The sequence below is a fragment of the Kordiimonas sp. SCSIO 12603 genome (assembly GCF_024398035.1).
Classification (GTDB): domain Bacteria; phylum Pseudomonadota; class Alphaproteobacteria; order Sphingomonadales; family Kordiimonadaceae; genus Kordiimonas.
Window position 1 is genome coordinate 1,027,196 of record NZ_CP073748.1, and the last position, 26,087, is coordinate 1,053,282.

General features: G+C 47.3%; 22 protein-coding genes. 16 read left to right on the plus strand and 6 right to left on the minus strand.

The window, feature by feature from the left end:
- Window positions 1-188 precede the first annotated feature (188 nt).
- Window positions 189-1,541, plus strand: a complete 1,353-nt coding sequence (locus KFE96_RS04555) for a serine hydrolase (RefSeq protein ID WP_255834820.1) — start codon at window positions 189-191, stop codon at window positions 1,539-1,541.
- A gap of 44 nt (window positions 1,542-1,585) precedes the next feature.
- Here KFE96_RS04555 and KFE96_RS04560 read toward each other — a convergent pair whose 3' ends face one another.
- Window positions 1,586-2,653 (minus strand): DUF6607 family protein, encoded by a 1,068-nt coding sequence (locus tag KFE96_RS04560; RefSeq protein ID WP_255834821.1) that lies wholly within the window; start codon window positions 2,651-2,653, stop codon window positions 1,586-1,588.
- Between the two features lie 245 nt (window positions 2,654-2,898).
- On the opposite strand from KFE96_RS04560, the gene KFE96_RS04565 reads away from it, so the two are divergent.
- Complete coding sequence (locus tag KFE96_RS04565) at window positions 2,899-3,534, plus strand: hypothetical protein (protein WP_255834822.1); 636 nt, start codon at window positions 2,899-2,901, stop codon at window positions 3,532-3,534.
- Between the two features lie 16 nt (window positions 3,535-3,550).
- Here KFE96_RS04565 and ftsY read toward each other — a convergent pair whose 3' ends face one another.
- The 3 genes from ftsY to dapF are packed head-to-tail and all read right to left on the minus strand — an operon-like array spanning window position 3,551 to window position 6,585.
- Complete coding sequence (gene ftsY / locus KFE96_RS04570) at window positions 3,551-4,480, minus strand: signal recognition particle-docking protein FtsY (protein ID WP_255834823.1); 930 nt, start codon at window positions 4,478-4,480, stop codon at window positions 3,551-3,553.
- A 27-nt stretch (window positions 4,481-4,507) separates the two neighbouring features.
- Window positions 4,508-5,785: a tRNA (N(6)-L-threonylcarbamoyladenosine(37)-C(2))-methylthiotransferase MtaB gene (gene mtaB / locus KFE96_RS04575; protein ID WP_255834824.1), complete on the minus strand. Its 1,278-nt coding sequence runs from the start codon at window positions 5,783-5,785 to the stop codon at window positions 4,508-4,510.
- Complete coding sequence (gene dapF / locus KFE96_RS04580; RefSeq protein WP_255834825.1) at window positions 5,782-6,585, minus strand: diaminopimelate epimerase; 804 nt, start codon at window positions 6,583-6,585, stop codon at window positions 5,782-5,784. The genes mtaB and dapF overlap by 4 nt, the downstream gene beginning before the upstream one ends.
- Before the next feature lie 135 nt (window positions 6,586-6,720).
- Here dapF and KFE96_RS04585 point away from each other — a divergent pair, with 135 nt between their 5' ends.
- A complete protein-coding gene (locus KFE96_RS04585; protein WP_255834826.1) occupies window positions 6,721-7,680 on the plus strand; it encodes a hypothetical protein in 960 nt (319 codons plus the stop codon).
- On the opposite strand, the gene KFE96_RS04590 is transcribed toward KFE96_RS04585, so the two are convergent.
- On the minus strand, window positions 7,669-9,150 hold the full coding sequence (locus KFE96_RS04590; RefSeq protein ID WP_255834827.1) for a DASS family sodium-coupled anion symporter: 1,482 nt from the start codon (window positions 9,148-9,150) through the stop codon (window positions 7,669-7,671). The genes KFE96_RS04585 and KFE96_RS04590 overlap by 12 nt on opposite strands.
- Window positions 9,151-9,312: 162 nt before the next feature.
- Here KFE96_RS04590 and KFE96_RS04595 point away from each other — a divergent pair, with 162 nt between their 5' ends.
- The 12 genes from KFE96_RS04595 (at window position 9,313) to KFE96_RS04650 (ending at window position 22,683) form a co-directional block, all read left to right on the plus strand.
- Complete coding sequence (locus KFE96_RS04595) at window positions 9,313-11,130, plus strand: DUF885 family protein (RefSeq protein WP_255834828.1); 1,818 nt, start codon at window positions 9,313-9,315, stop codon at window positions 11,128-11,130.
- A gap of 99 nt (window positions 11,131-11,229) precedes the next feature.
- Window positions 11,230-13,023, plus strand: coding sequence for an ATP-binding protein (locus tag KFE96_RS04600; RefSeq protein WP_255834829.1), 1,794 nt, complete (start codon window positions 11,230-11,232; stop codon window positions 13,021-13,023).
- 217 nt (window positions 13,024-13,240) lie between these two features.
- Complete coding sequence (gene ffh / locus KFE96_RS04605) at window positions 13,241-14,650, plus strand: signal recognition particle protein (RefSeq protein WP_255834830.1); 1,410 nt, start codon at window positions 13,241-13,243, stop codon at window positions 14,648-14,650.
- A 122-nt stretch (window positions 14,651-14,772) separates the two neighbouring features.
- A complete protein-coding gene (gene rpsP, locus KFE96_RS18245) occupies window positions 14,773-15,162 on the plus strand; it encodes a 30S ribosomal protein S16 (protein WP_370650532.1) in 390 nt (129 codons plus the stop codon).
- A gap of 133 nt (window positions 15,163-15,295) precedes the next feature.
- Window positions 15,296-16,459: an SPASM domain-containing protein gene (locus KFE96_RS04615; RefSeq protein ID WP_255834831.1), complete on the plus strand. Its 1,164-nt coding sequence runs from the start codon at window positions 15,296-15,298 to the stop codon at window positions 16,457-16,459.
- Window positions 16,460-16,527: 68 nt separating this feature from the next.
- Complete coding sequence (gene rimM, locus KFE96_RS04620) at window positions 16,528-17,127, plus strand: ribosome maturation factor RimM (protein ID WP_255834832.1); 600 nt, start codon at window positions 16,528-16,530, stop codon at window positions 17,125-17,127.
- On the plus strand, window positions 17,127-17,846 hold the full coding sequence (gene trmD / locus KFE96_RS04625; protein ID WP_255834833.1) for a tRNA (guanosine(37)-N1)-methyltransferase TrmD: 720 nt from the start codon (window positions 17,127-17,129) through the stop codon (window positions 17,844-17,846). Before rimM ends, trmD begins: the two co-directional genes overlap by 1 nt.
- A gap of 4 nt (window positions 17,847-17,850) precedes the next feature.
- Window positions 17,851-18,222, plus strand: a complete 372-nt coding sequence (rplS, locus tag KFE96_RS04630; RefSeq protein ID WP_370650533.1) for a 50S ribosomal protein L19 — start codon at window positions 17,851-17,853, stop codon at window positions 18,220-18,222.
- Window positions 18,223-18,408: 186 nt separating this feature from the next.
- The gene (leuC, locus tag KFE96_RS04635) at window positions 18,409-19,821 is read left to right on the plus strand and encodes a 3-isopropylmalate dehydratase large subunit (protein ID WP_255834835.1); all 1,413 of its coding nucleotides are present in this window, start codon (window positions 18,409-18,411) and stop codon (window positions 19,819-19,821) included.
- A 15-nt stretch (window positions 19,822-19,836) separates the two neighbouring features.
- Window positions 19,837-20,442 carry a 3-isopropylmalate dehydratase small subunit gene (leuD, locus tag KFE96_RS04640; RefSeq protein ID WP_255834836.1) on the plus strand — a complete coding sequence of 202 codons (606 nt, stop codon included), beginning with the start codon at window positions 19,837-19,839 and terminating at the stop codon, window positions 20,440-20,442.
- A gap of 22 nt (window positions 20,443-20,464) precedes the next feature.
- On the plus strand, window positions 20,465-21,550 hold the full coding sequence (leuB, locus tag KFE96_RS04645) for a 3-isopropylmalate dehydrogenase (RefSeq protein ID WP_255834837.1): 1,086 nt from the start codon (window positions 20,465-20,467) through the stop codon (window positions 21,548-21,550).
- A 110-nt stretch (window positions 21,551-21,660) separates the two neighbouring features.
- Entirely contained in the window at window positions 21,661-22,683 is a 1,023-nt protein-coding gene (locus KFE96_RS04650; RefSeq protein ID WP_255834838.1) for an aspartate-semialdehyde dehydrogenase, read from the plus strand.
- A 36-nt stretch (window positions 22,684-22,719) separates the two neighbouring features.
- Here the strand turns inward: KFE96_RS04650 and KFE96_RS04655 are convergent, their stop codons facing one another.
- The gene (locus tag KFE96_RS04655; protein ID WP_255834839.1) at window positions 22,720-23,985 is read right to left on the minus strand and encodes a HAMP domain-containing sensor histidine kinase; all 1,266 of its coding nucleotides are present in this window, start codon (window positions 23,983-23,985) and stop codon (window positions 22,720-22,722) included.
- A 184-nt stretch (window positions 23,986-24,169) separates the two neighbouring features.
- Between KFE96_RS04655 and KFE96_RS04660 the strand changes: the two genes are divergently transcribed.
- Complete coding sequence (locus KFE96_RS04660; RefSeq protein WP_255834840.1) at window positions 24,170-26,005, plus strand: M2 family metallopeptidase; 1,836 nt, start codon at window positions 24,170-24,172, stop codon at window positions 26,003-26,005.
- Window positions 26,006-26,087: the final 82 nt, after the last annotated feature.

The window sequence follows — 26,087 nt, forward strand, 5'->3', positions numbered from 1 at the left end:
TCTTGCTCTTTATAGGTGTGTCCGTGATCAGGATCATGATGTGGATAATAAATTGCCAACACAGGTTTTCTTTCAGCCTTAGGCAGGGATAGGCGATGAATGCCTGAAGGTGTTGGTAGGTGCGTTAACACTTGCCTGTGCCCTTAAAAGCTATAGTGTCATCTATTCAATAAATCTGTGAGGCAAGTATGAGCAAATGGTGGAAAATCCCTGTAGGTGTTGCAGGCGTGCTGGCGGTGGCTTCATATGCTTCGGGTATCACACCAGCATATGTTTCAAATGCGCCAGCCATGGTAACCGGTATGGGAGCGATGGTTGCCTGCTCTGCGAAATATGTTTCCGGCATTGGCGCTGAGCAGAACTTGAGCGATCTGGGCAGTTACTCTCCGCTACTGGCTGAACTTGATATTACTTATGATGACAGTGAAAAACGTGTAAGTGCGGAGTTCTTGGGCCTTGATATAACATCGGCTTCTTACCGAGAGGGTTTGGGTTGCGCGCTGGATATTGGTGATACATCGGCTCTTGATCGATTAACGATCCCAAATTTTGAGAATGAACCAAATGCTCTGTGGCCTATGGGGAATAAGGCGCTTGCGCCCGATGCGGAAGTGCAAGCTATCCTCGAAAACCTGATCGTAAAAGATAATGCGGCTGGCCTTCAGACGCGAGCGTATCTTGTGGTGAAAGACGGGCAGGTTATTGCAGAAACTTATGCTGAAGGCTTCGACGCAAAAAGTAAGCTTTTTGGCTGGTCTATGACCAAAAGCATGAATGCCATTATGGTTGGCAATATGGAAATGCGTGGCCTTATTGATCCAGCTCATAAGCCTGTGTTTGGAAATTGGGCAGATGATGAGCGTAAAGAGATTTCTCTCGATGATATGCTCCATATGGCCTCTGGTCTTGATCTCGCGGAAACCTACCAGCCAGGTGAAACTGTAACCCGCTTGTTGTTCACAGAAAACAGCGGTTCGGCTCTTGGGCTTGATGTACCGCTGGTTGCCGAACCGGGCACGCACTACCAGTATTCGTCAGGTACATCGAATCTGCTTTCACGCCTTGTATTTGAAAAGAATGGCGGTGCGCAGGCGAACCTTGATTATCTCTACGGCACGTTCCTGAAACCAATGGGAATGCGGGATACGCTTTTTGAAACAGACCCGCAGGGTGTTTTGATGGGTGGTTCTTTCATGCTTTCAAGCGCCAGAGATTGGGCGCGTGTAGGGCAGTTAATGCTGAACGGTGGTGAACTTAATGGCCACCGTATTGTGACAGAAGCCTGGGTGAAGCGTGCGCTAACACCAAACCACACCGAAAACAACAAGGGCTACGGCTATCAGTTCTGGTTGAATTATGGGAATGAGGAAGCGCGGTGGCCTGATCTACCAGCTGATACGTATGCTATGCTCGGTAGCCGTGATCAGATGGTGATGATGTTCCCGAGTGAGAATACTATTATCGTGCGTCTTGGATGGAATGCGGATAATGCCTACCCGAAAAATGAGCAGATGCGCCAGATACTGGATGCAATATCCTAAAAGGAAGAAAGGGCAAACCAAATTGGTTTGCCCTTATTTTTATCTTAATCGGAAGCAGCTTCTTCCTGTCTGGCAGCGGCCAAGCGGTCACCAGCCGATAGTGGTTTGGTGGTGATATATTCCGCCATAATCTCTTTAGTATCTGCGATTGATTTCGCTTCAGTGATTTTACCGTCTTGAAGATCAGCAGCTACGCCAAGGATTGCCATGTACATTTCCTGAGGTTCACCAAGAATAGTAAGCGCAACGGTATCATTTTCAGCGAAAAGCTTATCCCATTCTGCTCGAACTGCTGTCCACAAGCCTTCGGTTTTTTCCCAATAATCTGTGCCCACATCAGTACGGAAATCACCAAATTTCTTGTAGGTGTTCAGGCCAATCTCGTGCACGAGAACCTCTGTGTTGTTACCATCAATAATAATCTTGGCATTATCTTGCTCGTGCACCCAGCCGTTTGGCGTAATTGCGTGGCGGTTTACGGCAGAAATTGTGTGGTAATCATCGCGCTTGGTAGCGTCACGGCGCGGAAGTGGGCGCCAGCTTTTTGGCGATGTCCATGCGGGTGAACCGTTTGAGTGATCCCAAGCGGCAACAGCCGCATAACGCGGTGCATCATCAACCTGGTAAACAACCTGCGCCCATTTGCCCGCGCGTTCTGTTTCTGTCAGTTCGCGCTTTTCCCAGATGTTTGCGCCCGCATATTCCATGATGCTTGTAGGCTCAAAAATCCAGTCCTGTCGCCAGTGTTTGATTGGCATAACAGGCATTTTCTCACCGTCGCCCACAATCAGAATATGCTGAAGAGCGATATAAGTGCCTGTATCTTCGATCACACGCACCATTTCGTGGCCGCCGGAAAGCTTCGGCTTTTTGATTTCATATCCGTCTTTGAAAGAAACCGTCTCACGGAAATCGAAAGTCACTTTATAGTCACCAACCATTGCGAGAATGGCAGCTCTGTCTGCTTCAAAAGTTTGTGCAACTTTTGCTTCTGCGGCCGGTGCTGAAGATATAGCTACTGGCGCCGTATGGTTCGCGCATGCTGCAAGCCCAAACGCTGCAAGCGCAAATACCCCAGCACGTACCGGGCTGGAAAAACTAGAAAATGCCATGATGAATCCCTCTAGGCGAATAATAATAATCATTATTATTATCTCTTAAGTAAGAGAGTCAAGAATAATGCATATAAGAATCGTTTGCATTATTAGATGCTCTTATATGAATATGTTAGGAGGGCTAAAGAGTGTAATTAGTTGTGTAAGTAGCGGTGCTTTAGTAAGTTTCTAAAGATGTAAAAAAGGCTTATATTTTCAGGCCAATATCCAAGATGAATTTAGCATATCAGGGGGGAAGAAGTATGCGTTTATTCTTTGTTTTATTATTAGTTATTATTTCGAACCATGTTCTGGCTGATGAGAAAAAGATCTCCTCTGTAATTAATTTATATGGCGTAACTTTTCAGCATGGAACTCCGCCATGGATAACTGATGTAGAAAACCCATTTCTTGAGGTGAGGCCTTTTAGAAACCAGAAAGGCCGTAATTTTGTATTTGAATTGATTCCTCGGGATGAAAGTTTCAAAAATTGGAAATCAATTTTCGCTGTTTCTGCCCTAAAAAATAATAGGCCGATAGCTGCAAAAATATGGAGTGATTATTCCTTGCAAGCCCTGCGCGATGCTTGCCAAAGCTATAGTGAAGAGGTTTTGTTGATGGAAAAAAATATAGCTTTGATTAAAGTTTATTGCCCAAAAGTTGTTGGTGTACCTATGCCTGGATATGAAGGCGATGTTGGGGAGATTGGTGTTTTCGCCTTTCTTGTAATGGATAATGTATTGATAAATCACCATATCGAATGGCGTGGTAGTGCTTTTGATACTTCAAACCCAGAAACTTGGCCGATATCTGTCGAAGGGATAGAAAAAGGTTTGACGGAGCTAAAAAAAGCCAAGGCTATTAGCTCCGCTGGTATGCTTGGATTTGATTCAGAATAGTATATGTTATTCTAATCTATTCAGCGCCAACGAGTGTTCTAGCGAACTCCTTAGGGTCAAAGGGCTGAAGGTCTTCGATGCTTTCACCCACACCGATGGCGTGAACAGGCAGGCCGAATTTCTCGGCGCAAGCCACAAGAACACCGCCACGGGCGGAGCCGTCCAGTTTGGTCATGATAATGCCCGTGATCTTCGCCATCTTCTGGAATACTTCCACCTGGTGCACAGCATTTTGGCCCGTGGTAGCATCAAGCACGATCACCGTATCATGCGGGGCACCGTCCAGTTTTTTGCCAATTACACGCACTACTTTTGCCAGCTCATCCATCAGCTCTTCACGGTTCTGAAGGCGACCAGCGGTATCAATTAACAGTACATCCACATTTTCGCGGACAGCACGGTCCAAGGCTTCAAAAGCAAGAGCGGCGGCGTCTGAACCAATTTCTTTTGTAACGACAGGGACGTCTGTGCGTTCCCCCCAAACCTGAAGCTGTTCAACAGCTGCTGCACGGAATGTATCACCGGCAGCAAGCATCACGGATTTGCCTTCGCCTTTATATTTCTTGGCGAGTTTACCGATTGTAGTTGTTTTACCAGCACCGTTTACGCCAGCCATCAGGATAACGTGAGGCTTATGCTCAGGGCTTGGTATGAGCGGCTTTGCAACAGGGGTAAGGATTTTTTCAATCTCACTTGAGAGGATTTCTTTCACTTCCTCGCCAGTGATTTCCTTATCGAACCGATCTTTTGAAAGAACTTCTGTGAGCTTTGCGGCTACGCCTACACCCAGATCTGACGTAATCAGCAGGTCTTCGAGATCATCCAGAGTGTCTGCATCAAGCTTGGCTTTGGTGAAAATGCCTGTGATGCCATCTGAAATAGCGCTGGTTGATTTTTTAAGGCCGTCTTTAAGGCGCTGGAACCAACTTCTTTTTTGCTCGCTCACGGATGAGTGCTCCTGATCGTATCTTTATTATGCTTTGTCTGCTGTTGTCATACAGCGGGTATCATTTTTCGCCAAGACCACATCGATAATTTCACCAGCTTTGGCGGTGGTTTTTGTGGTCACTGGAATAAATTGTTCGGTATGGCCGTGGGCCGTGCCGTCTTCTGCCACGCGCTCTAAAAGGAGTTTAGCTTTTCGGCCAACGCTGCGATCAAACAGTTTCTGGGTTTGCATTTCGCCAGCTGCACGCAAGCGTGCGGCCCGTTCTTTGCGGATTTGCTTTGGTACTTTGTTTGGAATGCGAGCAGCCGGTGTGCCTTCCCGTTCAGAATAGGGGAATACATGCAGCCACGTAAGATCACATTCTTCGATGAGCCTCAGGCTGTTTTCAAACATCTCTTCAGTTTCTGTCGGGAAGCCTGCGATGATATCAGCACCATACACCATATCAGGGCGTGCTTTTGAAACGCGATCACAAAACTCAATGGCTTGCTCGCGCATATGGCGGCGCTTCATCCGTTTGAGGATCATGTTATCCCCAGCTTGCAGGGAAAGATGCAGATGCGGCATCAATCGATCGTCCCCAATGATGGCATCATAAAGCGGTTCATCCACTTCAATACTATCGATTGAGCTGATCCGAAGGCGCGGCAGGTCTGGCACCAGTTTAAGGATTTTCTGTGTTAGCTGGCCAAGGGTTGGATTGCCAGGCAGGTCTTCACCGTAACTGGTGATATCCACGCCCGTAAGAACCACTTCGTTATAGCCTTGCTGCACAAGCCGTTTGATTTGGTCAACCGTTTCACCCATAGCAACAGAACGGCTGTTGCCGCGACCGTAAGGAATAATGCAGAAAGTACAGCGGTGATTACAGCCATTCTGGATTTGCACAAACGCCCGTGCCCGTTCACCGAAACCGTCAATCAAATGCCCGGCAGTTTCTTTTACAGAGAAAATATCATTTACCTGTACACGCTCAAGCTCGTTAGTGGCGAGCGCTGTGAAGGATTTAGCTTCCAGCTTTTCCTGATTGCCAAGAACGGTGGTTACCTCATCCATTTTGGCGAATTCATCTGGGTTAATCTGCGCTGCACATCCCGTTACAATAATAGGTGTATCTGGGCGTTCGCGTTTCATGCGGCGAATGCTTTGACGAGCTTGGCGGGTGGCTTCTGCAGTTACAGCACAGGTGTTCACGATGATTACATCATCAAGGCCTGCTGCATCTGCATGCCGCTGCATCACTTCACTTTCATAAGCGTTCAGGCGGCAGCCGAAAGTCACAATGTCAGCTTTGTTCGTCAAACTGCGATCTCGCCTTTATACACAAGTGTTGCTGCGCCTGTCATTTGCACTGTGCCGTCTTCCAGCCATTCAACTTCAAGATCTCCGCCATCTAGGCGCACAGTTGCTTTGCGGTCAATCAAGCCTTTGCGGGTGGCGGCTACAACGCTTGCGCATGCTGCTGTGCCGCAAGCTTCGGTGATACCTGCGCCGCGTTCCCAAACCCGCAGGCGGATGATACCATTATCCACAGAAGCAATTGAAGCATTCACACGTTCGGGGAATAATTCATTTAGCTCAGCCTGAGGGCCAATCACTTCGATATGTTCGTTCTCAGCATTATCCACAAAAAATATGGCGTGCGGGTTACCCATGTTTACGCAGCCCGGGGCAGAAACACCGTCAATTTCGAAATCAGCACTATCGGTTGCCATCTCGGAAGCCAGTGGGATTTCATTCCATTCAGTGCGGGCGGGGCCCATGTTAACTGAAATACCAGCAGCAGCACGTTTTGCAGATAGAAGGCCTGCATCTGTTTCAATACTCACTTCATCTTGGCTGAGTTCATCCAAGATCAGCATACCAACACAGCGTGTCGCATTCCCGCATGCACCAACGCGGCTACCGTCAGCGTTCCAGATTTCCATGAATACATCTGCTTTCTCTGAAGCACGCAGCACAATCAACTGGTCACAACCAACGCCGCGGTGGCGATTAGCCACACGAGAAGACAGCTCTTCATTCATCATGAGAGGTTCTGTGCGAGCATCGAAAATAACAAAATCATTGCCGAGGCCGTGCATCTTTAAAAATGGGCGCATATGTATCTCTTTATTCATAATCGCGCTTATATGGGGGTTTGATCGTTGCTGTCTAGTTTTGTAATGCCGCATTTATATTAAAAAATACTAAGCGAGGCATGGACAAAAGCTTATGCCCCCCGCTAAAACGGGGCCATGAAATCACTATACATCCATATGGGCTTGCACAGAACAGGCACAACAACACTGCAAAGACTGCTGAAAACCCAGCGTGAAAAACTGGAAGAAAACGGGGTCTCGCTGGTGCTGCGTTCTGATATGTGTGCCCATGAAAACCTTGATATGCGAAGGTTTTATGCGTCTCGCTGGTGGAGGTCGAAGAAGACAGGGCCGGTTGTGGATGGTCTTGATGCGCTCGGCGGTAACAGTGTGATCGTGAGCGAAGAAGGTTTGCCGGGTATAATGCCGGGGATCCGCAGTATGCGTGCTTACCCGACTGTGGATGTATTTGCGAAAAAGATTGCTGAATTTTCACCGCGTTTTGATGTGCAGCCGCGCCTGATGTTAAGGCGGCAGGATAAATTTATAGAATCAGTCTATGCCTTCCGTGTGTCACGGGGGATGAATATGAGCTTTCGAGATTTTGTGAAAAAAGTACCAACCGCTGATCTTGATTGGCGGCGATTTACAAAAACGTTTGAAAAAGTCGGTTTGAAAAACAGTGAATTTTATGTACTCGAAGATCTGCAAGGCGAAGGTTTCGCCGGCAAGCTCATAGAGATGGTTGGATTGAAAGATGTGCTTGAGACGCCAGCGCGTTTGCCAAAAGGGAATGGACGCCAGAGTGTTGAAGCGCTGAAATTGGCTCTTGCTCTTAACAAGGCTGAGTTGCTCACCGTTAGTGATGACCGGAAGCAGTTTGTTTATCGAAAATTTGAAAAGAAGCGCGCTTTAACCGCTGAAGAGTGTTTGTACGAATTACCAATTAACCCGATTGAAAAAGACCGAGTGCGTTCCCTGATGGAAGAAGAAACTTCCTTTGAGTTCACGGATGAAGAACGTATGAAATTTCTAGCTAAATATGAAACGGCCAATAGCGAACTATTGGCCCATGATTTCGTTAAAGCAGATGCTGATATCTGGCTAGAAAATTAGCGGCAACAGGAAGTAACAAATACTGGATACAGCAAAAGTACCCAGTACATTCAGCCATAAGCCTGCTCGTATCATTTGCGGTACTTTTACTTCCCCGGTTGAGAAAATTACCGCATTTGGCCCGGTTGCTACCGGTAGCATAAAGGCACAGCTCGCCGCCATTGCAGCAGGTGCTGCCAGCATGATGGGATCAATATTTGCGGTGGTAGCTAAAGCCCCCAAAACAGGTACAAGCGCTGCAGTGGTTGCTGTGTTACTTGTCAGTTCCGTAAGGAATGTAATCAGCGCGACAATTGCCAGAATAATCAGGAATAAGTGAGCTGTTGCAAGGCCACTCATAGCTTCACCGAGCCATAGTGCGAGGCCCGTTGTTTTAATGGCTGCCGCGATGCTGAGACCACCACCAAACAGGAGAATAACCCCCCATGGCAGAGTAACTGCACTTTCCCAATCCAGCAGGTTCCCTTTCGTGTTGTCAGAGTCAGCCGGAATAATGAACATGGCAAGGCCCGCAGCCACAGCGATATGCATATCTTTAATTTTTGCAACAAACGGCAGAAGGTCTGTGAGCCAATCCCATTCGGTATAAACCTGCCGGAAACTCCAAGCGAGAGCGAGTGTGGTCATAGCAATCGCAACACGTTTTTCCGGTGTTGTTAGTGTGCCCAGTTTCGCTAGTTCTTCTTGAATAACGCTTGATCCGCCTTTGGCAAGGCGTGCCTCAAAAGGGAAACAGATGCGCGTGAGCACGAGCCATGCCAGTGGTACCATCACCATCACGATAGGCACACCAATCATCATCCATTCATAAAACAGGATTTCCCTGCCTGTGCTTTCTTCTATGAAACCTGTCACAAACAGGTTTGGTGGTGTGCCGATATAGGTGCCAAGCCCGCCTATGGATGCTGACCACGCACAGCCAATCAGAAGCGCGATCGTGAAGCGGTGCCCCTTTGCTTGCTCGCCTAAAATGGTGGAAGCTACGGTGATGGCGATGGGGATAATCATCAGTGTTGTGGCTGTGTTCGATATCCACATAGAGAGAAGCGCACAGGCAGCCATGAAACCGCCAATAAGCGCATATGGATGATCACCAACACGAGCAAGAATATTAAGGGCGATCCTGCGGTGCAAATTCCATTTTTGCATAGCCATAGCTGCGATAAATCCTCCCAGAAGAAGATAAATTACAGGGCTCGAATAGGGTAGAGATGCGCCCTTTGAATCTGTGATACCGAGTAGCGGCAGCAGCACGAGCGGCAAGAGACTTGTTGCAGGTACAGGGATAGCTTCAGTGGCCCACCAAGTGGCGAGGAACAGAGCAACAGCTACAGTTTTCCATGCCTCAGGTGATAGGCCTTCTGGCACAGGTAATAACAGAATTAGGCCGAATAAAAGTGGCCCAAGCAGTAGCCCGATTTTTTGGTATAGCGCTTTGCCTTGCGGTTCGCTTGCAGCAAGCTCCGTCATACAGTCCTCCCCGATTGCAGGCCCCCGCCTGATTTGCGCCCATCATTACCTATGAAGTTCAGTTTGGAAAAGGTTTAATTGGTCTTTGTTCGCGGAAGTATGACTTGCGAACGGCTGGGCGCTGGGTATGCTCTCTCAAAATAGAGTAGGGAGGAAGCACATATGGGCTCGTATGTTTCTAAAGGATTAAGCACTATCGCTGTGGCTGGCAGTATTTTACTGGCAGCATGTTCTGAAGTACCGGCAGAAAAAGCAGAAAAGCTGTCGCTTGAAGAATTTCAGGAAAAAGTATTCTGGGATGAGGTGAAAGAAAGCCCACAAACGCTTTCAAGCCTTCGTATTCTAGAAGAGCGGGGCATTACCGAACATAATGGCCGCCTTGATGATCTTTCTGTGGCTAAGCAGAAGGCTGACCTTGAGCGCACTAAGGCGTTGCTGCAAGAACTAAAAGATTTTGATGATGCTTCGCTCACTGAAGAGCAAAAATTGAATAAGGCCCTTATGGTGCATTCCATGGAACAAGACATCAAAGAATCTCCATATATGTTCCATAATTACCCAATTACGCAGCTATACGGTTGGCATAATAATATTGCTGGTTTCCTTACAGGAACGCATGCGATTTCAACGGTTGAAGACGCTGATCATTATATTGCGCGCCTTAACTCGTTGAGAGGGCAGTTTAACCAAGTGATGGAACAACTCCGGCTTCGCGAAAAGCTTGGTATTATCCCGCCAACTTTCATTATTGAGAAAGCAGAAAAACAAGTTGAAGGCTTTATTGCCGGACAGCCAAAAGAAAATGCTTTTTATGTTTCCTTTAAAAACAATGTCGAAAACATTGAAGGTATTAGTGATGTAGATAAATTACGCCTGCTTCAGGAAGCTGCAAAAGCTGTTGAACTGCATGTGTATACAATCTGGGGTGAGCTGAAGGCCTATCTTGCAGGCCTAAAGGCGCGCTCAAACAATGATGCAGGGGCCTGGAAACTGCCAGACGGAGCTGCTTATTATCAAACCCAGCTGGAGCATTTCACAACAACAGATATGACAGCTGAGGAAATTCATAACCTTGGTTTGAGTGAAGTGGCCCGTATTCAAGCTGAGATGCTTACGCTGTTTGAGGCAGAGGGATATGACACATCAAAGTCATTCGCTGATTTAATTAACGGTTTTGCTGCAGAAGATCGCCATTATTATCCTGATACAGATGAGGGTCGCGCTCAAATCCTTAAAGATTATACTGCGATGGTTGATGAAATCGCGGCTGGTATTTCTAATCAGTTTAACTTGAAACCAAAAGCGCCGGTTGAGGTTGTGCGAGTGCCGGTGTTCCTCGAACAAGGTGCACCAGGCGGCTATTATAACAGCCCGGCTCTTGATGGCAGTCGTCCTGGTCGTTTTTATGCGAACCTCTATGATATTAAAGGCACACCAAAATTTGGTATGCGCGCCTTGACATACCATGAAGCTGTGCCAGGCCATCACTATCAGATTGCGTTGCAGCAGGAGCAGGAAGGCCTGCCAATGTTCCGTAAGTTCCTCGGTTACACGGCTTATATTGAAGGTTGGGCGCTATATTCCGAACGTGTCGCAGCAGAGATGGGTTTCCTGAAAACCAATTTTGACCGTATTGGTGCCCTTCAATCTGAACTGTTCCGCGCTGTGCGTTTAGTGGTGGATACAGGTATGCACGCAAAGAAATGGACCCGTGAAGAAGCGATTGATTATATGGCTTCTAATACCGGTATGGCGATGAGTGATGTTGTTACAGAAATCGAGCGCTATATTGTTTGGCCAGGGCAGGCAACGGCTTATAAAGTTGGGCAGCTTTCCATTCTAGAGATGCGTGATAATGCCCGTGAAAAGATGGGTGATAAGTTTGATATCCGCGAGTTCCATGATCTGGTGCTGAAAGGCGGATCATTACCGCTTACCGTTTTGGAAGCGCGTGTTGAAAACTATATCAACAGTAAATAACCGTTACTTATTCTAAGGGGGCTTCGGCCCCTTTTTCTTTTGCGGGATCAAAGGGTTTGGTCTAGGCTATGTTCCGGTGAGGAATTTGAGTGGGCTAGCATGCTGGATCGTTACTTCAAGGCGAACGATAGGATACAAGAGGCGCTTGATCGTCTCTATGTGCAGCAACTAAGCCGTATTCTTTCTATTGGTGCTTTTTATTATCTGGTTATCAGTGTAGCGCATTTCTTCTTTGTTCCTCGTGACATATTAATCCCGTTGATATCCAGTTCACTTGCAACAGCGATTGTTTCTGTGATCATTCGTATAGCTGTTCTTCGGGGGGCTCTTACCCCAAAACAGTGCCGGTATGCTTTTATTCCAACAGGGATTTTGGGAAGTGTAGCCGTTTACCTGCATGTTTACCTGTCAGGGGATATTCTTCAGCTTACTAATAATGCGTTGATTATGTTTGTTATCTGTATGGCTACTCTGTCAGTGCGGATTTTCTTAGGGTTTTTAGCGCTTACAGCCGGGCTTTATATCTATGCAATGTTGCAGCTTGGCGGCCCGCTTGTGGGCCACTTTGCCTTCCTGCTGTTTGGTACTGCGGTTGTAAGCATTATGGGCTTTATGGTGCGTTATAAGGCTCTCTATAGCGCTGAAGAATTGGCACTTGAAAATGCAGATAAAGCAGCACGGCTTGAAGAAGCTAACAAGCTTGTGGAGCGCAAACGAGCGGACGCGGAAAAAGCTGTTGAAGAAGCGCGCAGAGCCAATATCGCCAAGGATGCATTTTTGGCCAACACCACCCATGAACTTCGGACACCACTTACTGGCGTGCTGGGTATGCTTGATGTTCTTGAAACAACTGATTTAACAAAAGAACAGGAAGAAACTGTAAGCGCAGCACAGTTCAGCGCGCGGAGCTTGCTGGTTATTATCAATGACCTTCTGGATATTGCAAAAATCGAAGCAGGAAAATTTGAGTTCAGAACCAGAAGCTTTGATCTTGAGGTTATTCTTCAGCAGGTGAAAGGATTGTTATTACCCAAAGCGCAAAATAAGAAAAATGTTCTTATTATCAAAAGGCTTACAGGCCCCCGTAAAACATTTCTGGAAGGTGATCCAGTTAGGGTTGGGCAGGTTCTTTTTAACCTGATTGATAATGCGATTAAATTTACAGATGAAGGCTCGGTTGTTGTCAGTACTCAACTGACTGTCGAAGGTGATTTCGCTCATGTTTCATGTAGTGTTAAAGATCAAGGTGTAGGGTTCCACGCGGAGGAAGCTGAAAAGCTGTTTCAGCGGTTTGGGCAGATTGATGATACCTCAACAACATCAACAGGCGGCACTGGGCTAGGGCTTCCTATCAGCCGTGAACTGGCGCGTTTAATGGATGGTGATGTGGTGGCGGAAGCTATCCCGGGTGAGGGAGCAACCTTCACCTTCACTGCTAAGTTTAAATTGTCTGACGAACAGGAAGCTACTAAATCCGCAGTGCAGACGGAAGTGCTGCCCTCTATATCCAAAGCGCCACTCCGGGTTCTTATTGCTGAAGATGTTTCCATCAATCAGATGCTGATAGAAAAACTTTTGGCAAAGCATGCGTGGCAACTTGAGTTTGCTGATGATGGTCAGATTGCCCTTGAGAAAATTGAAGCCAACCCACCGTATGATTTTATTCTTATGGATATCAGAATGCCGCGTATGGATGGTGCGCAGGTAATTCACGCTGTGCAGGGAATGGAAAAGGCAAAAGCAGATGTTCCTATCATTGCATTAACGGCCAACGCTGGCCCTGATGATAGAGCGAGTTATCTGCGAATAGGGGCAGCTGCGGTGGTTGGAAAGCCGATTAAGGAACGCAAGCTTGCTGAAGCTATTAACAGGCTGGTTTCGGTGAAAGCTTGAAACCTTTAAAACAGTCCTTTTTCCTTGACTCTCATGCCTTAAAAGCTTAACGAATGCCTGCTTTTACAGCACAACATAGCTAGAGAGTGTCTACTGAGGTCTACCCAGTGATACCCACCAGTCAGCGAGTTTCGCCCACTGGTGCTATTGGTCTTTGGTTTGAATGTTTTCTGTAATGCTTTGAATTTGAACCGCTTTTTACGAAGGTGAAGAGAGTATGTTTGATAGTTTGTCCGATCGGTTGAGTGGCATTTTTGATGGCCTGACGCGTCGTGGTGCGCTGAAGGAATCAGATGTCTCTGCAGCGATGCGCGAAGTGCGTGTAGCACTTCTTGAAGCAGATGTTGCGCTCCCGGTTGTTAAAGACTTTATCAAAAAAGTTACTGAAAAAGCGGTTGGTCAGGAAGTTCTTAAGTCGGTTACACCGGGCCAGCAGGTTGTTAAGATCGTTAATGATGAACTTGTTGGTATGCTTGGTTCTGAAGCCAGCACCATCAATACGGCAGGTGTCCCGCCTGTTGCAATCCTTATGGTGGGTTTGCAGGGTTCTGGTAAAACGACCACAACTGCGAAAATCGCTAAACGCCTGACAGAAAAAGATAAGAAAAAAGTATTGATGGCGTCGCTTGACGTACGCCGTCCGGCTGCGCAAGAGCAGCTTAAAGTGCTCGGTGAACAGATTGGTGTGAAAACGCTGCCAATCATTGCTGGGCAGATGCCTGTTGATATCGCAAAACGCGCTATGGATTCTGCCAAGTTGCAGGGTTTTGATGTTGTAATGCTTGATACGGCGGGCCGTCTTCATGTTGACCAAAGCCTGATGGCAGAAGTAGTAGCAGTGCGCGATACAACGCAGCCGCTTGAAACACTTCTTGTTGCCGACAGCTTAACTGGTCAGGACGCGGTTAATGTCGCGAAAGAATTTGATGCTCAGGTAGGTATCACTGGTGTGGCTCTCACCCGTATGGATGGTGATGGTCGTGGTGGTGCTGCGCTTTCCATGCGCGCAGTTACTGGCAAGCCGATCAAGCTTGCGGGTACGGGCGAGAAAATGGATGCGCTGGAAGATTTCCATCCTGAGCGTGTTGCCAGCCGTATTCTCGGCATGGGTGACGTTGTAAGTCTTGTTGAAAAAGCTGCTGAAACCATTGAGCAGGAAGACGCTGAAAAAATGGCCAAGAAAATGGCCAAAGGCGAATTCGATCTTGATGATCTCAGAACACAGCTTCAGCAAATGTCCAAGCTGGGCGGTATGAAGGGTGTTCTTAATATGTTGCCGGGTATCGGCAAGATGAAGAGCGCGCTTAACCAATCTGGTGTGGATGATAAAGTGTTCAAGCGTCAGGAAGCAATCATCTGCTCTATGACGAAGACGGAGCGCAAGAAACCACAGCTTATCAATGCATCTCGCAAAAAGCGTATTGCCGCTGGTGCGGGCGTTGGTGTGCCTGAGGTGAATAAGCTCCTGAAAATGCACATGCAAATGGCCAAGATGATGAAGAAAATGTCCAAAATGGGCAAAGGTGGCCGGATGCCTGGATTACCTGGTGGAATGGGCGGAATGCTTGGCGGCGGTGGCTTGCCGGGCGGCGGTCTTCCTCCTGGGTTCGATAAACTGCTCAAGTAATTTGCGCGAGCCCCCCCCTTTAAAATGATTTTATTTTGAAGGGATAAGGTGAACCGGATATTGAGCAAAACTAAACTTGAGAATAATCCCATATTGGTTTGGGATTCTGAAAGGAAACTAAAATGGCACTAGCAATTCGTCTCGCACGTGGTGGCGCAAAAAAACGTCCTTACTACCGTATCGTAGTAGCTGACAGCCGCATGCCTCGTGATGGTCGTTTCATCGAGAAAGTTGGCGCATACAACCCAATGCTCGCTAAAGACGACGAAAACCGCGTAATTCTTATCGAAGACCGCATTAAAGAGTGGATGGGCAAAGGTGCGAAGCCTTCTGACCGTGTGCTACGCTTCCTTGAAGCTGCTGGTATTGTTGCTGACAAACGCGTTCGCAACAACCCTAACAAAGCGAAGCCTGGTCAAAAAGCTCTAGAGCGTATCGAAGAGCGTAAAGAAAAAGCTGAAGCTGCTGCAGCCGCTGCTGCGGAAGCTTCAGAAGAAGCTGCTGCTGAATAAGCACACGCTTTTTGCTGTTAAAGATGGTGTACGGTTCGTTCCGTGCACCATTTTTTTATGCCTGCCTTATGGTTGTGTGTATATTATTTATAGGATAGTAACAGTGCCCACGATATGACTGTTGGGGGTGGATATGGCTGACATTGGCCTGTTGAAGAAAATCTTTGGTAAAAAGAAACCAAAGAACAAACGAATTAATGATCAGCAAGGTTTGTTGAATGAAGAAAAAGACCTGACCGGTCGCTTTTGTTCTCTGCCCTTTGAAAAGCTGGAAATCCACGGCAACGGTAATGTGTATTCATGCTGCCCGGGCTGGATTGATCTACCTATTGGTAATGCGCGTGATAACCATGTTCGTGATTTATGGAATGGGGAAAGTTCACAGAAATTCAGGGAGTCTATCCTTGATGGTTCCTTTCGTTATTGCCGCAAGAAAATCTGCCCCTCTATTCAGAATGATAGTTTGCCGACCGTTGAAGAGGCGCTGAAAAACCCGAAATATGCTGAGATTATTTCGAAACAAAAACGGATGATTGAAGATAAACCTGTTGAGATTGATTTTTCTCATGATCGCTCGTGTAATCTAGAATGCCCAAGTTGCCGAGTGAATAAAATCTTGCTGACTGAAGGGCCTGAGTTTGATGAGAAACAATATTTCCATAACCAACTGGTGGAGGAGTATTTCAGTGAGCCATCAGATCATAAATTCTCTATCAAAGTAACAGGCTCGGGTGATCCATTCGCTTCGAAAATATACCGTGAATTTCTTTCAGACCTTGATGGGGCGGATTATCCTAATCTAACCGTGAACCTTCAGACAAACGGTGTGATGTTCACGCCCAAAAATTGGGACCGTATTCATAAAATCCACGATAACCTCGGTTTTATTCTGGTAAGTGCTGATGCTGCTACTTCAGAAACCTATGATCCGATCCGGAAAGGTGGGGATTGGGGTTTGCTGATGCAAAACCTTGAGTTTTTAGGACAGCGCAGAGCAGAGGGGAAATTCACTCATTTCCGTATGGATTTTGTGGTGCAGGATACCAATTTCCATGAAATGCCTGCCTATGTGGATTTGTCGAAGAAAATGGGTGCGGATGTTGTTTACTTTATGATTGTCCGTAACTGGGGTACCTGGTCGCCTGAGGAATTTGATACAAAATGTATCTGGCGGGAAACACACCCGAAGTTTGCTGAATTCATGCAGGTACTTAGGGATCCTCGCCTTGGTGACCCAATGGTCGATCTTGGAAATGTAACGCACTACCGCAAGCAAGCGCTTGAACAGGTTAGTTGAGTATCCTCATAATTTATGCTACTCGCGCCTCTCGTTGATAAGATAAAATGTTAGACCGTGGGTAAAAAATGACACGAGCAAATGAAAAGAACCAGGCTGGAATTGAAGGTGACTGGATTTGTATCGGCGCCTTTGCGGGCTCCCACGGTGTGCGTGGTGATGTGAAGCTGAAGTCTTTTACGGAAGAACCTGAAGCCATCTTTACCTATGCCGATATTCATAATGGTGCAGCTGGTCCCAAAATAGCACTTAAGAAGGTACGTGCGAGTAAAGATGGTTTTGTTGCGCGTGTGGAAGGTGTTACTAATCCTGAAGATGCACTGAAGCTGAAAGGCAAACGCCTTTATGTGCCGCGCGATACATTCGCTGTCGAAGAGGATGATGAGTTTTATCTGGCTGACCTGATCGCGTTAACGGCCGTGGATGAATCAGGCAGTGAAATTGGATTCGTGAAGTCTGTTGAAAATTTTGGTGCTGAAGATCTTCTGGAACTTATCCTCAACGAGCCAGTAAAAGGCCTCGGGCGCAGTGTATTTATCCCGTTCCGTAAAGCACTTGTGCCGGTGGTGGATATTAAAGCTGGCCGTGTGGAAATAGCTTTCTCAGAGTGGCAAAAAAGCCAAGTATCAGAAAGAGATACGGATGATGCCGCTGGAGGGCAAAACTGATGGAACCACAGTTTACAGCGCAGCTTTTAACCCTGTTTCCCGAAATGTTTCCGGGCACCCTTGGCCAGTCCCTTGCAGGGAAAGGGTTAAGGGATGGTAAGTGGGCGCTGAAAACACTGGACATCCGCGATTTTTCAAGCGATAAGCACCGCTCAGTTGACGATACCCCCGCGGGCGGTGGTCCGGGGATGGTTATGCGTGCTGATATTCTGGGGAAAGCCATTGATGCAGCGAGAGCTGAGGCGAAACCAGAATGGCCACTTGTTTATATGAGCCCGCGCGGGAAAAGGTTTGATCAATCTGAAGCGCAGCGATGGCAAGATGCAGGTGGTGTTACAATCTTGTGTGGACGCTTCGAAGGCGTTGATGAACGTGTTCTTGAGGCGCGCGGGGTTGAAGAAATCAGTGTTGGTGATTTTGTGCTGTCAGGCGGTGAGCCAGCAGCGATCGTGATGCTGGATTCGGTTGTGCGGCTTATCCCCGGTGTGATGGGGAAGATGAGCACGCTGGATGAAGAGAGTTTTACATCGGGGCTTCTTGAATACCCTCAATATACCAGACCACAGGTTTGGGAGGGCAAAGAAATTCCGGAGGTGCTAACAAGCGGGCACCATAAAAAAGTCGCTGAATGGCGCCGCGAAAAAGCGGAAGAGTTGACTCGTATACGCCGGCCGGATCTCTGGTCGACCTATGTGCGGGAAAAAGAAGAAAAGGAATAATATCGTGAATATTATTGAAAAACTAGAGCAAGAACAGATTGCTAAACTTACTGAAGGTAAAGAAATCCCAACATTTGGTGCTGGTGATACACTTCGCGTAGACGTTAAAGTTCGCGAAGGCGAGCGTGAGCGTATTCAGGCGTTTGAAGGTGTATGTATCGCACGTGCTAACAAGGGTATCAGCTCTAACTTCACAGTTCGCAAACTTTCTTACGGCGAAGGCGTTGAGCGTGTATTCCCACTTTATGGTCCAGCTGTAGACAACATCACTGTTGTGCGTCGCGGTAAAGTACGTCGTGCGAAGCTTTACTACCTACGTGGCCGTACTGGTAAGGCTGCTCGTATCGCTGAGCGCAAAGACTGGATGAGGAAATAAGTCTTTGAAATAATATTTCAAAATTCAGCATTTAAGCTATTATTAAGTTGCTTAGTACTGGAGGCGAGATTAAAGAACGGGGGCAGGATTAATTTCCTGCTCCCGTTTTTTATTGTCTGATATCATTGGGTCAATCAGGCCAAAGGCGGGATATGTGATTTAACCGGCGATGAGCGGAGCATTTTCATGTCAGGTACCATGCCACAAACGATGTATGATAAGATTTGGGAACACCATGTTGTTGAAGAGCGTGAAGGTGGTGTGGCTCTCCTCTATATCGACAGGCATCTGGTGCATGAAGTAACAAGCCCTCAGGCTTTTGATGGGCTTCGTGCAGCTGGCCGTAAAATCCACAGATCCGATAGTATTATCGCAGTGCCGGATCATAACGTACCTACGAAAAACAGGCATCTTCCGAACCCTGATCCAATGTCTACGGCACAACTCACAGCCCTTGAAGCGAACGTGAAAGAGTTCGGCCTTGAGTATATTGCTATGGATGATGTGCGGCAGGGCATTGTGCACGTGATCGGCCCGGAGCAGGGCTTTACCCAACCAGGTGTAACACTGGTGTGTGGTGATAGTCATACCTCTACCCACGGTGCTTTTGGTGCGCTTGCGTTCGGTATCGGTACCAGTGAGGTTGAGCATGTAATGGCAACCCAAACACTGGTTCTTAAGAAATCCAAGAACATGCGGGTAACAGTGAATGGTACCTTGCCTGTTGGCTGCACGGCCAAAGATGTGGCGCTTGCCATTATTGGCAAGATCGGTACTGGCGGCGGCACGGGCTATGTTATTGAATATGCAGGTTCGGTTATCGAAGGGCTTTCGATGGAAGGCCGGATGACGCTCTGTAATATGTCGATTGAAGCAGGAGCGCGCGCGGGCCTTGTGGCGCCTGATGAGAAAACTTTTGAGTATCTAAGAGGCAAGCCAAAGTCTCCAAAAGCAGGGCAGTGGGATGCCGCTGTTAGCTACTGGAAAACGCTGGGCTCCGATGAAGGTGCTTCGTTTGATACGGAGGTCATATTAAACGGCGATGATATCGTGCCGCAGGTAACGTGGGGCACAAGCCCGGAGGATGTAGCACCTGTTACTGGTTTTGTACCAGAAGCATCGGATATTCAGGATGAGCATAAGAGTGCATCATTAGAGGCAGCACTGAAATATATGGGGCTGGAAGAAGGGCAGGCAATTACAGATATCCCGGTAGACCGAGTGTTCGTGGGTTCATGCACTAACAGTCGCATAGAGGATATTCGTGCAGTGGCGGAAATCGCTAAGGGTAGAAAGATTGCCGACCGGATTATAGAAGCGATTGTTGTACCGGGTTCAGGCCTGGTAAAAGAGCAAGCGGAAGCTGAAGGGCTTGATAAAGTTCTCACAGACGCAGGTTTTGAATGGCGGGAGCCGGGGTGCTCTATGTGCCTTGCTATGAATCCTGATAAAGCAGGTGCAGGTGAGCATGTTGCTTCCACAAGTAACCGGAATTTTGTTGGGCGACAGGGCCCCGGTGCGCGTACGCATCTTGTAAGCCCTGCGATGGCAGCAGCTGCGGCAATTGCTGGCCATTTTGTTGATGTTCGTGATTTTTAAGGCGGGGGAAGAGAGATGGAAAAATTTACGCAGGTAACCTCAATCGCAACCCCTTATATGCGGGCGAATGTTGATACGGATATCATTATCCCGGCGAAGCATCTGAAATCAATCAAACGCACAGGGTTTGGTGAGCATGCATTCGAAACGGTTCGTTTTGACGCGGATGGTAACCGTATTGCAGATAATGTTTTTGATAGTGACCGTTATAAAGGAGCGAAAATTCTTGTAACCGGTGATAACTTTGGCTGTGGTTCAAGCCGTGAGCATGCACCGTGGGCGATCGCCGAACTTGGTTTCCGCTGTATTATAGCACCAAGCTTTGCTGATATTTTCGCGGGTAACTGTGTGAAAAACGGTATCCTTACAGTGGCACTGCCTCAGGCCGAGGTGGATGCAATTGCTATGGCTGCCGAAGGCGGGCAGGATATTACGGTGAACCTTGAAGATCAGACCGTAGAAGTTGGCAACAGCAAATATGAGTTTGACTATAACGCGGCACACAAACATATGCTGCTGAACGGGCTTGATAGTATTGGACAAACGCTTCAGGCATCGGCCGCAATTTCCGCCTTTGAAGAAAAGCAAAAACATATGACACCGTGGCTCTACCGGGCATAAGCGGCAAGGGATTTAATACATTATGACAACACATAATATTATGCTTTTGCCGGGTGACGGCATCGGCCCAGAAATTATGGCGCAGGTTCGCCGTGTAATGGCGTGGGTTGAAGGCGCTTACGGTGTTACTTTCAATGTGGATGAAGGCCTTATTGGTGGCTGCGCATATGATACGGAAGGTGTGCCACTTTCAGATGATACACTTGCAAAAGCTAAAGCATCAGACGCTATTGTCATGGGCTGTGTTGGTGGCCCCAAGTGGGACGGCAAAACTGATTATGATAAGCGCCCGGAAGCTGGTTTATTACGCCTCCGTAAAGATCTTGATTTGTTTGCGAATTTGCGCCCGGCTATGTGCTTTGATGCGCTTGCGGATGCATCAAGCCTGAAGCGTGATCTGGTTGCAGGCCTTGATATTCTGTTCGTTCGGGAACTTGCGGGCGGTGTTTATTTTGGTGAACCACGCGGTATTGAAGAATTGCCGGGTGGTGGCCGTGTTGGTATCAACACACAGCGCTATACGGATGCTGAAATTATCCGAATTTCCCGCGTAGCCTTTGATATGGCGCGTAAGCGTGGTGGGCGTGTGCACAGTGCTGAAAAAGCCAATGTAATGGAGGCGGGCCTCTTGTGGAGAGAAGAAGTAACCAAACTTCATGCGGAAGAATACTCTGATGTGAAGCTTGAACATATTCTTGCAGATAACTGTGCTATGCAGCTTGTGAAAGCACCAAAGCAGTTTGATGTGATCCTTACCGATAATTTGTTTGGGGATATTCTTTCTGATGCAGCAGCTATGCTTACGGGCTCGCTTGGTATGCTGCCTTCTGCTTCGCTTGGTGATGGTGGGCCGGGGCTTTATGAACCTGTTCACGGTTCAGCCCCTGATATTGCAGGACAGGGTATTGCAAACCCAATCGCTGCTATTCTCAGTTTTGCTATGGCACTTCGCTACAGCCTGAATATGGGTGATGCAGCGGACAAGGTTGAGGCTGCAGTATCCGAGGCGCTAGCTCAGGGGCTGAGAACAGGAGATCTGCTGTCTGATGGTATGACAGAAGTGAATACTGAAGGCATGGGAGACGGTATCCTTAAAGCGCTTGGCTAGTATAGTGGAATAAGAAAAATTGATTCACCACACTATGCATTAGTGTTTGACCATTAAGGGGGCTCCCGTCATTAAGGAGCCTCAAAATTTTTTACCCACAGGAGAGTATAATGGGTTTTCGTGTCGCTGTTGTAGGTGCGACTGGTAATGTCGGTCGTGAAGTACTTAATATTCTAGCTGAGCGTGGTTTCACAGCTAAGGAAGTTATCGCGATTGCATCCCGAAAATCCATCGGTCAACAGGTGGGTTACGGTGATAAAGATCTCGATATCGTAGCGCTGGATACTTTTGATCCAAAAGGTGTTGATATCGCATTTTTTGCAGCGGGTTCAGGTGTTTCAAAAGAGTTCGCGCCAAAGTTTGCAGAAGCCGGTTGTGTGGTGATTGATAACTCATCACTTTACCGTATGGACCCTGATGTACCACTTGTTGTGCCAGAGGTGAACGCAAAGGCGCTTGAAGGCTTCTCTAAGAAAAACATCATTGCGAACCCAAACTGTTCAACTGCACAGATGCTTGTGGCGCTGAAGCCACTTCATGACGCCGCGAAAATCAAGCGTGTGGTTGTGTCTACATACCAGTCTGTTTCTGGTTCTGGTAATGCTGCGATGGATGAGCTCTTCAACCAGACACGCGCTGTGTTTGTAAACGATCCTATCGTAAACGAAGTGTACCCGAAGCAGATTGCTTTCAACGTTATCCCGCACATCGATGTGTTTATGGATGATGGTTCCACCAAAGAAGAGTGGAAGATGGTTGCTGAAACACACAAGATGCTTGATCCAGATATTGAGCTAACAGCAACATGTGTGCGTGTGCCTGTATTCATTGGTCACTCAGAAGCTGTAAATATCGAGTTTGAAAAACCGATCAGCCATATTGAAGCGCGTGAAATCCTTCGGGAAGCACCGGGCTGTTTGGTTGTGGATAAGCGCGAAGATGGTGGTTACACAACACCAACAGAATGTGTGGGTGATTTTGCAACATACATTTCTCGCATCCGTGAAGATAAAACCGTTAAAAACGGCCTGAATATCTGGGTGGTTTCAGATAATCTGCGTAAGGGTGCAGCACTGAACGCTGTACAGATTGCAGAATCTCTTGTGAACCAAGGCCTTATTTCTGCTGGATAAGCAGTGCTGACAATTAGAATTCAAGGGAAGGCGGCTTTAGATAAAGTCGCCTTCTTTGTCTGACAGCAGTTCTTTTGGGAAATGTAGGCGTACTGTTGTGCCTTCACCCTCTTCACTTTCAATAGAAAGCTGGCCGCCTTGTTTTTCCATCATCATGATAGAGAGTGGTATCCCTAACCCTGAACCATTTTGATGAAATTCATAAGTGCTGCCAATATCTTTCATAGGCTTGGTGATCACAGATATCTTCGCGGCAGACATACCAATGCCAGTATCTTTAACCGCTATCTCAGCGCCATTTTCATCTTTGGAAACGCTGATTTCAATCTCGCCATTTTCTGTATATTTCACAGCATTAATAAGCACATTTAGAAGTGCTTTTTTGGTGAGAGTAACATCGCCAGTTATATAAACAGGTTCAGTTTGCTTAATTGGCAATATCTTAAGGTTTTTGCTGGCGGCCTGTTGCATTTGCATACGTTTGCCAGCAATCGCGGTATCCGTTAAATCAAAAGTTTCCCTGGCAATTGAATTGCCCCAAAGCTCCAGCGAGGAGAGAGAGATAATATCGCTGACAAGCGCTTGCAGCGTTTCACCAATGGTACATATGCTATTGGCAAAATCCCTAACTTCTTTTGGGTCGACTTGACCGTCCCTGATAAGGGCTGCATATCCAATCATGGAGGCAAGTGGATTATGCATTTCGTGGCTGATATTCGCCATAAACATAGATTTTGTATAGTTCAGTATTAAGGAATCGCTCAGCGTATCCTGTAGTTTTTTCTGCAAGATATAATGCTGCAATTCTGCTCTGGTTCTGGCCGCGGCGATGCGTGCGAAATCCATGATCAGGCTGTCTACTTCGATAGGCTGCTGGCTGAGAGCAATGATAGCCCCTATTGTTTTGCCGTTTTCATCGATGAGCGGATAGCCGATATAGCCTTCAATGGCATCGTCCACTAAATCCTGATCATCGGGGAATTCATGCTGAACACCTTTACGGTATATGCAGTAATCGCGAGTGACCGTTTCTGCGCACGGTGTGCCCTTAAGGCCATATTGAAGATCATCAACATGTTCGCCAAAACGGTACATAGCGATGGTTTGCATGCTTTGGCGGTCTTCGCTTAATTGCCCAACGAGTGCGATATCAGCGCCGAGCGCATCACATATGCTTTTAGAAACTGCTTTCAGATAGGTTATGCCGGAAACGTTTGCCAAGCCTTCTAGTAAGGCCTTGATGGTGGGATTGATTTCTAAATTACTTCCAAAACTCTGAACGGTATCTGGCATATATGACATAGCAGCACCTTCTTATTACCCCTATGCATATACTTTACTAAATTGTGTTGAAAAGAAAGCTGTATTTTACTTCGGTTTAACTTTGCTTGACTGTCTGTAAGTTATGTTCGGTTGACAGTGATGGCCGGATTTGTCAGACCGGATAGGTGAATAATATAACAAAATCTATCAGGAGGGGCTTGATATGAGGAATATGAAATCCGGTTTATCAAAACTTGCGATTTTGACTGCGGCATCCATGGTGATGGCTGCATGTTCGCCAGCAACTAATGATGCCCGTGTTGCAGTACAGGCTGAAAGAACACCAACGCTTGCGGAAGCTCAGGCTTTTATCTTGGATGCGGAAAAACAACTAGATGCTGAAGGTTTGGCTTATGGTCGCGCTCTTTGGGTGCAGGCAAATTTCGTAACCACAGATACAAACCAACTAGCTGCAAGCGCTGATGAAAAATTCACGCTTCTTACCGTTGATTTGGCTACAAAGGCAAAGCGCTTTAATGACGTTGAAATGCCTGCCGAACTGCGCCGGAAGTTTAACAAGCTGAAGTTCCTTCTTGATCTGCCAGCTCCTCAGAATAAAGAGCGTACTGCAGAACTTGCGACCATCAAGGCAAATCTTGGGGCAACATATGCAACGGGTAAACTTACGCTGGACGGTAAAGAAGCTACGCTTGGTGATGCTTCTGATGTGCTCGCGAGAGAACGTGATCCTGCTAAGCTTCTTGAAGCATGGAATGGCTGGCGTGAAGTTTCCGTGCCGATGAAAGATCAATATGCTCGCATGGTGGAAATTGCCAACGAAGGCGCCATTGAAATGGGTTTTGATGATATTGGCGGCATGTGGCGCGGCCAGTATGAAATGGAAGATTTCGCGGGTGAAGCTGACCGTCTCTGGGGGCAGGTGAAGCCACTTTATGATTCTCTTCACTGTCATGTACGGGCCAAGCTTAATGAAAACTATGGCGATGAAGTTGTCTCAAAAACTGAAGCTATTCCAGCACACCTGCTCGGTAATATGTGGGCACAGAGCTGGGGCAATATCTATGATATGGTGAAGCCTGAAGGTGATGCCAAAACCTTTGATCTTACAGAGCGCCTTGTAGCCAATGGGTATGACGCGAGGAAAATGGCAGGTGCTGCGGATGATTTCTTCCAGTCGCTTGGTTTTGAACCACTGCCGGACACATTCTGGGAACGTTCACTGTTTGTGAAGCCGCGTGACCGGGAAGTGCAGTGCCATGCTTCTGCATGGAACCTGGATGCGAAAGACGATATCCGTATTAAGATGTGTACAAAGGTGAATGGTGAAGATTTTGCCACCATGCACCATGAAGTTGGCCATAACATCTACCAGCGTGCTTACAAACACCAGTCTGGTCTTGATCAAGGCGGTGCGCACGGCGGCTTCCATGAAGCAATTGGTGATATGATCGCGCTTTCCATCACACCAGAATATCTGAAAACAATTGGCTTGATTGATGAAGTGCCATCAGCTGATGCAGATATTCCACTTCTTATGAAGCAGGCGCTTGAAAAGGTAGCGTTCCTACCGTTTGGCTTGATGGTTGATCAGTGGCGCTGGAAGGTGTTTTCTGGTGAAGTAACACCAGCAGGCTACAATGATGCCTGGTGGCAACTGCGTGAGAAATACCAGGGTGTGAAAGCACCGAATGAGCGCCCAGCTGATGCGTTTGATCCGGGTGCCAAATATCATATCCCGAATAACACATCTTACACACGTTACTTCCTGGCACATATTCTACAGTTCCAGTTCCACCAGACAGCCTGTGAAGATGCTGGTTGGGAAGGTCCACTGCACCGTTGTTCTATTTACGGCAACAAGGAAGTTGGCGCCAAGTTTAAGGCAATGCAGGAACTGGGTTCATCAAAGCCGTGGCCTGATGCTCTTGAAGTGTTCACAGGAACACGTGAGATGAATGGTTCTTCCGTTGTGGCATATTTCGCACCGCTTAAAGAATGGCTTGATGAGCAAAACAAAAACCGTTCGTGTGGTTGGTAAATTGCCACATTAGATAATCCAGTACTGGATAATTACGAAAGCCCGGGTAGAATGCTCGGGCTTTTTTTTCTACCTTTATGAA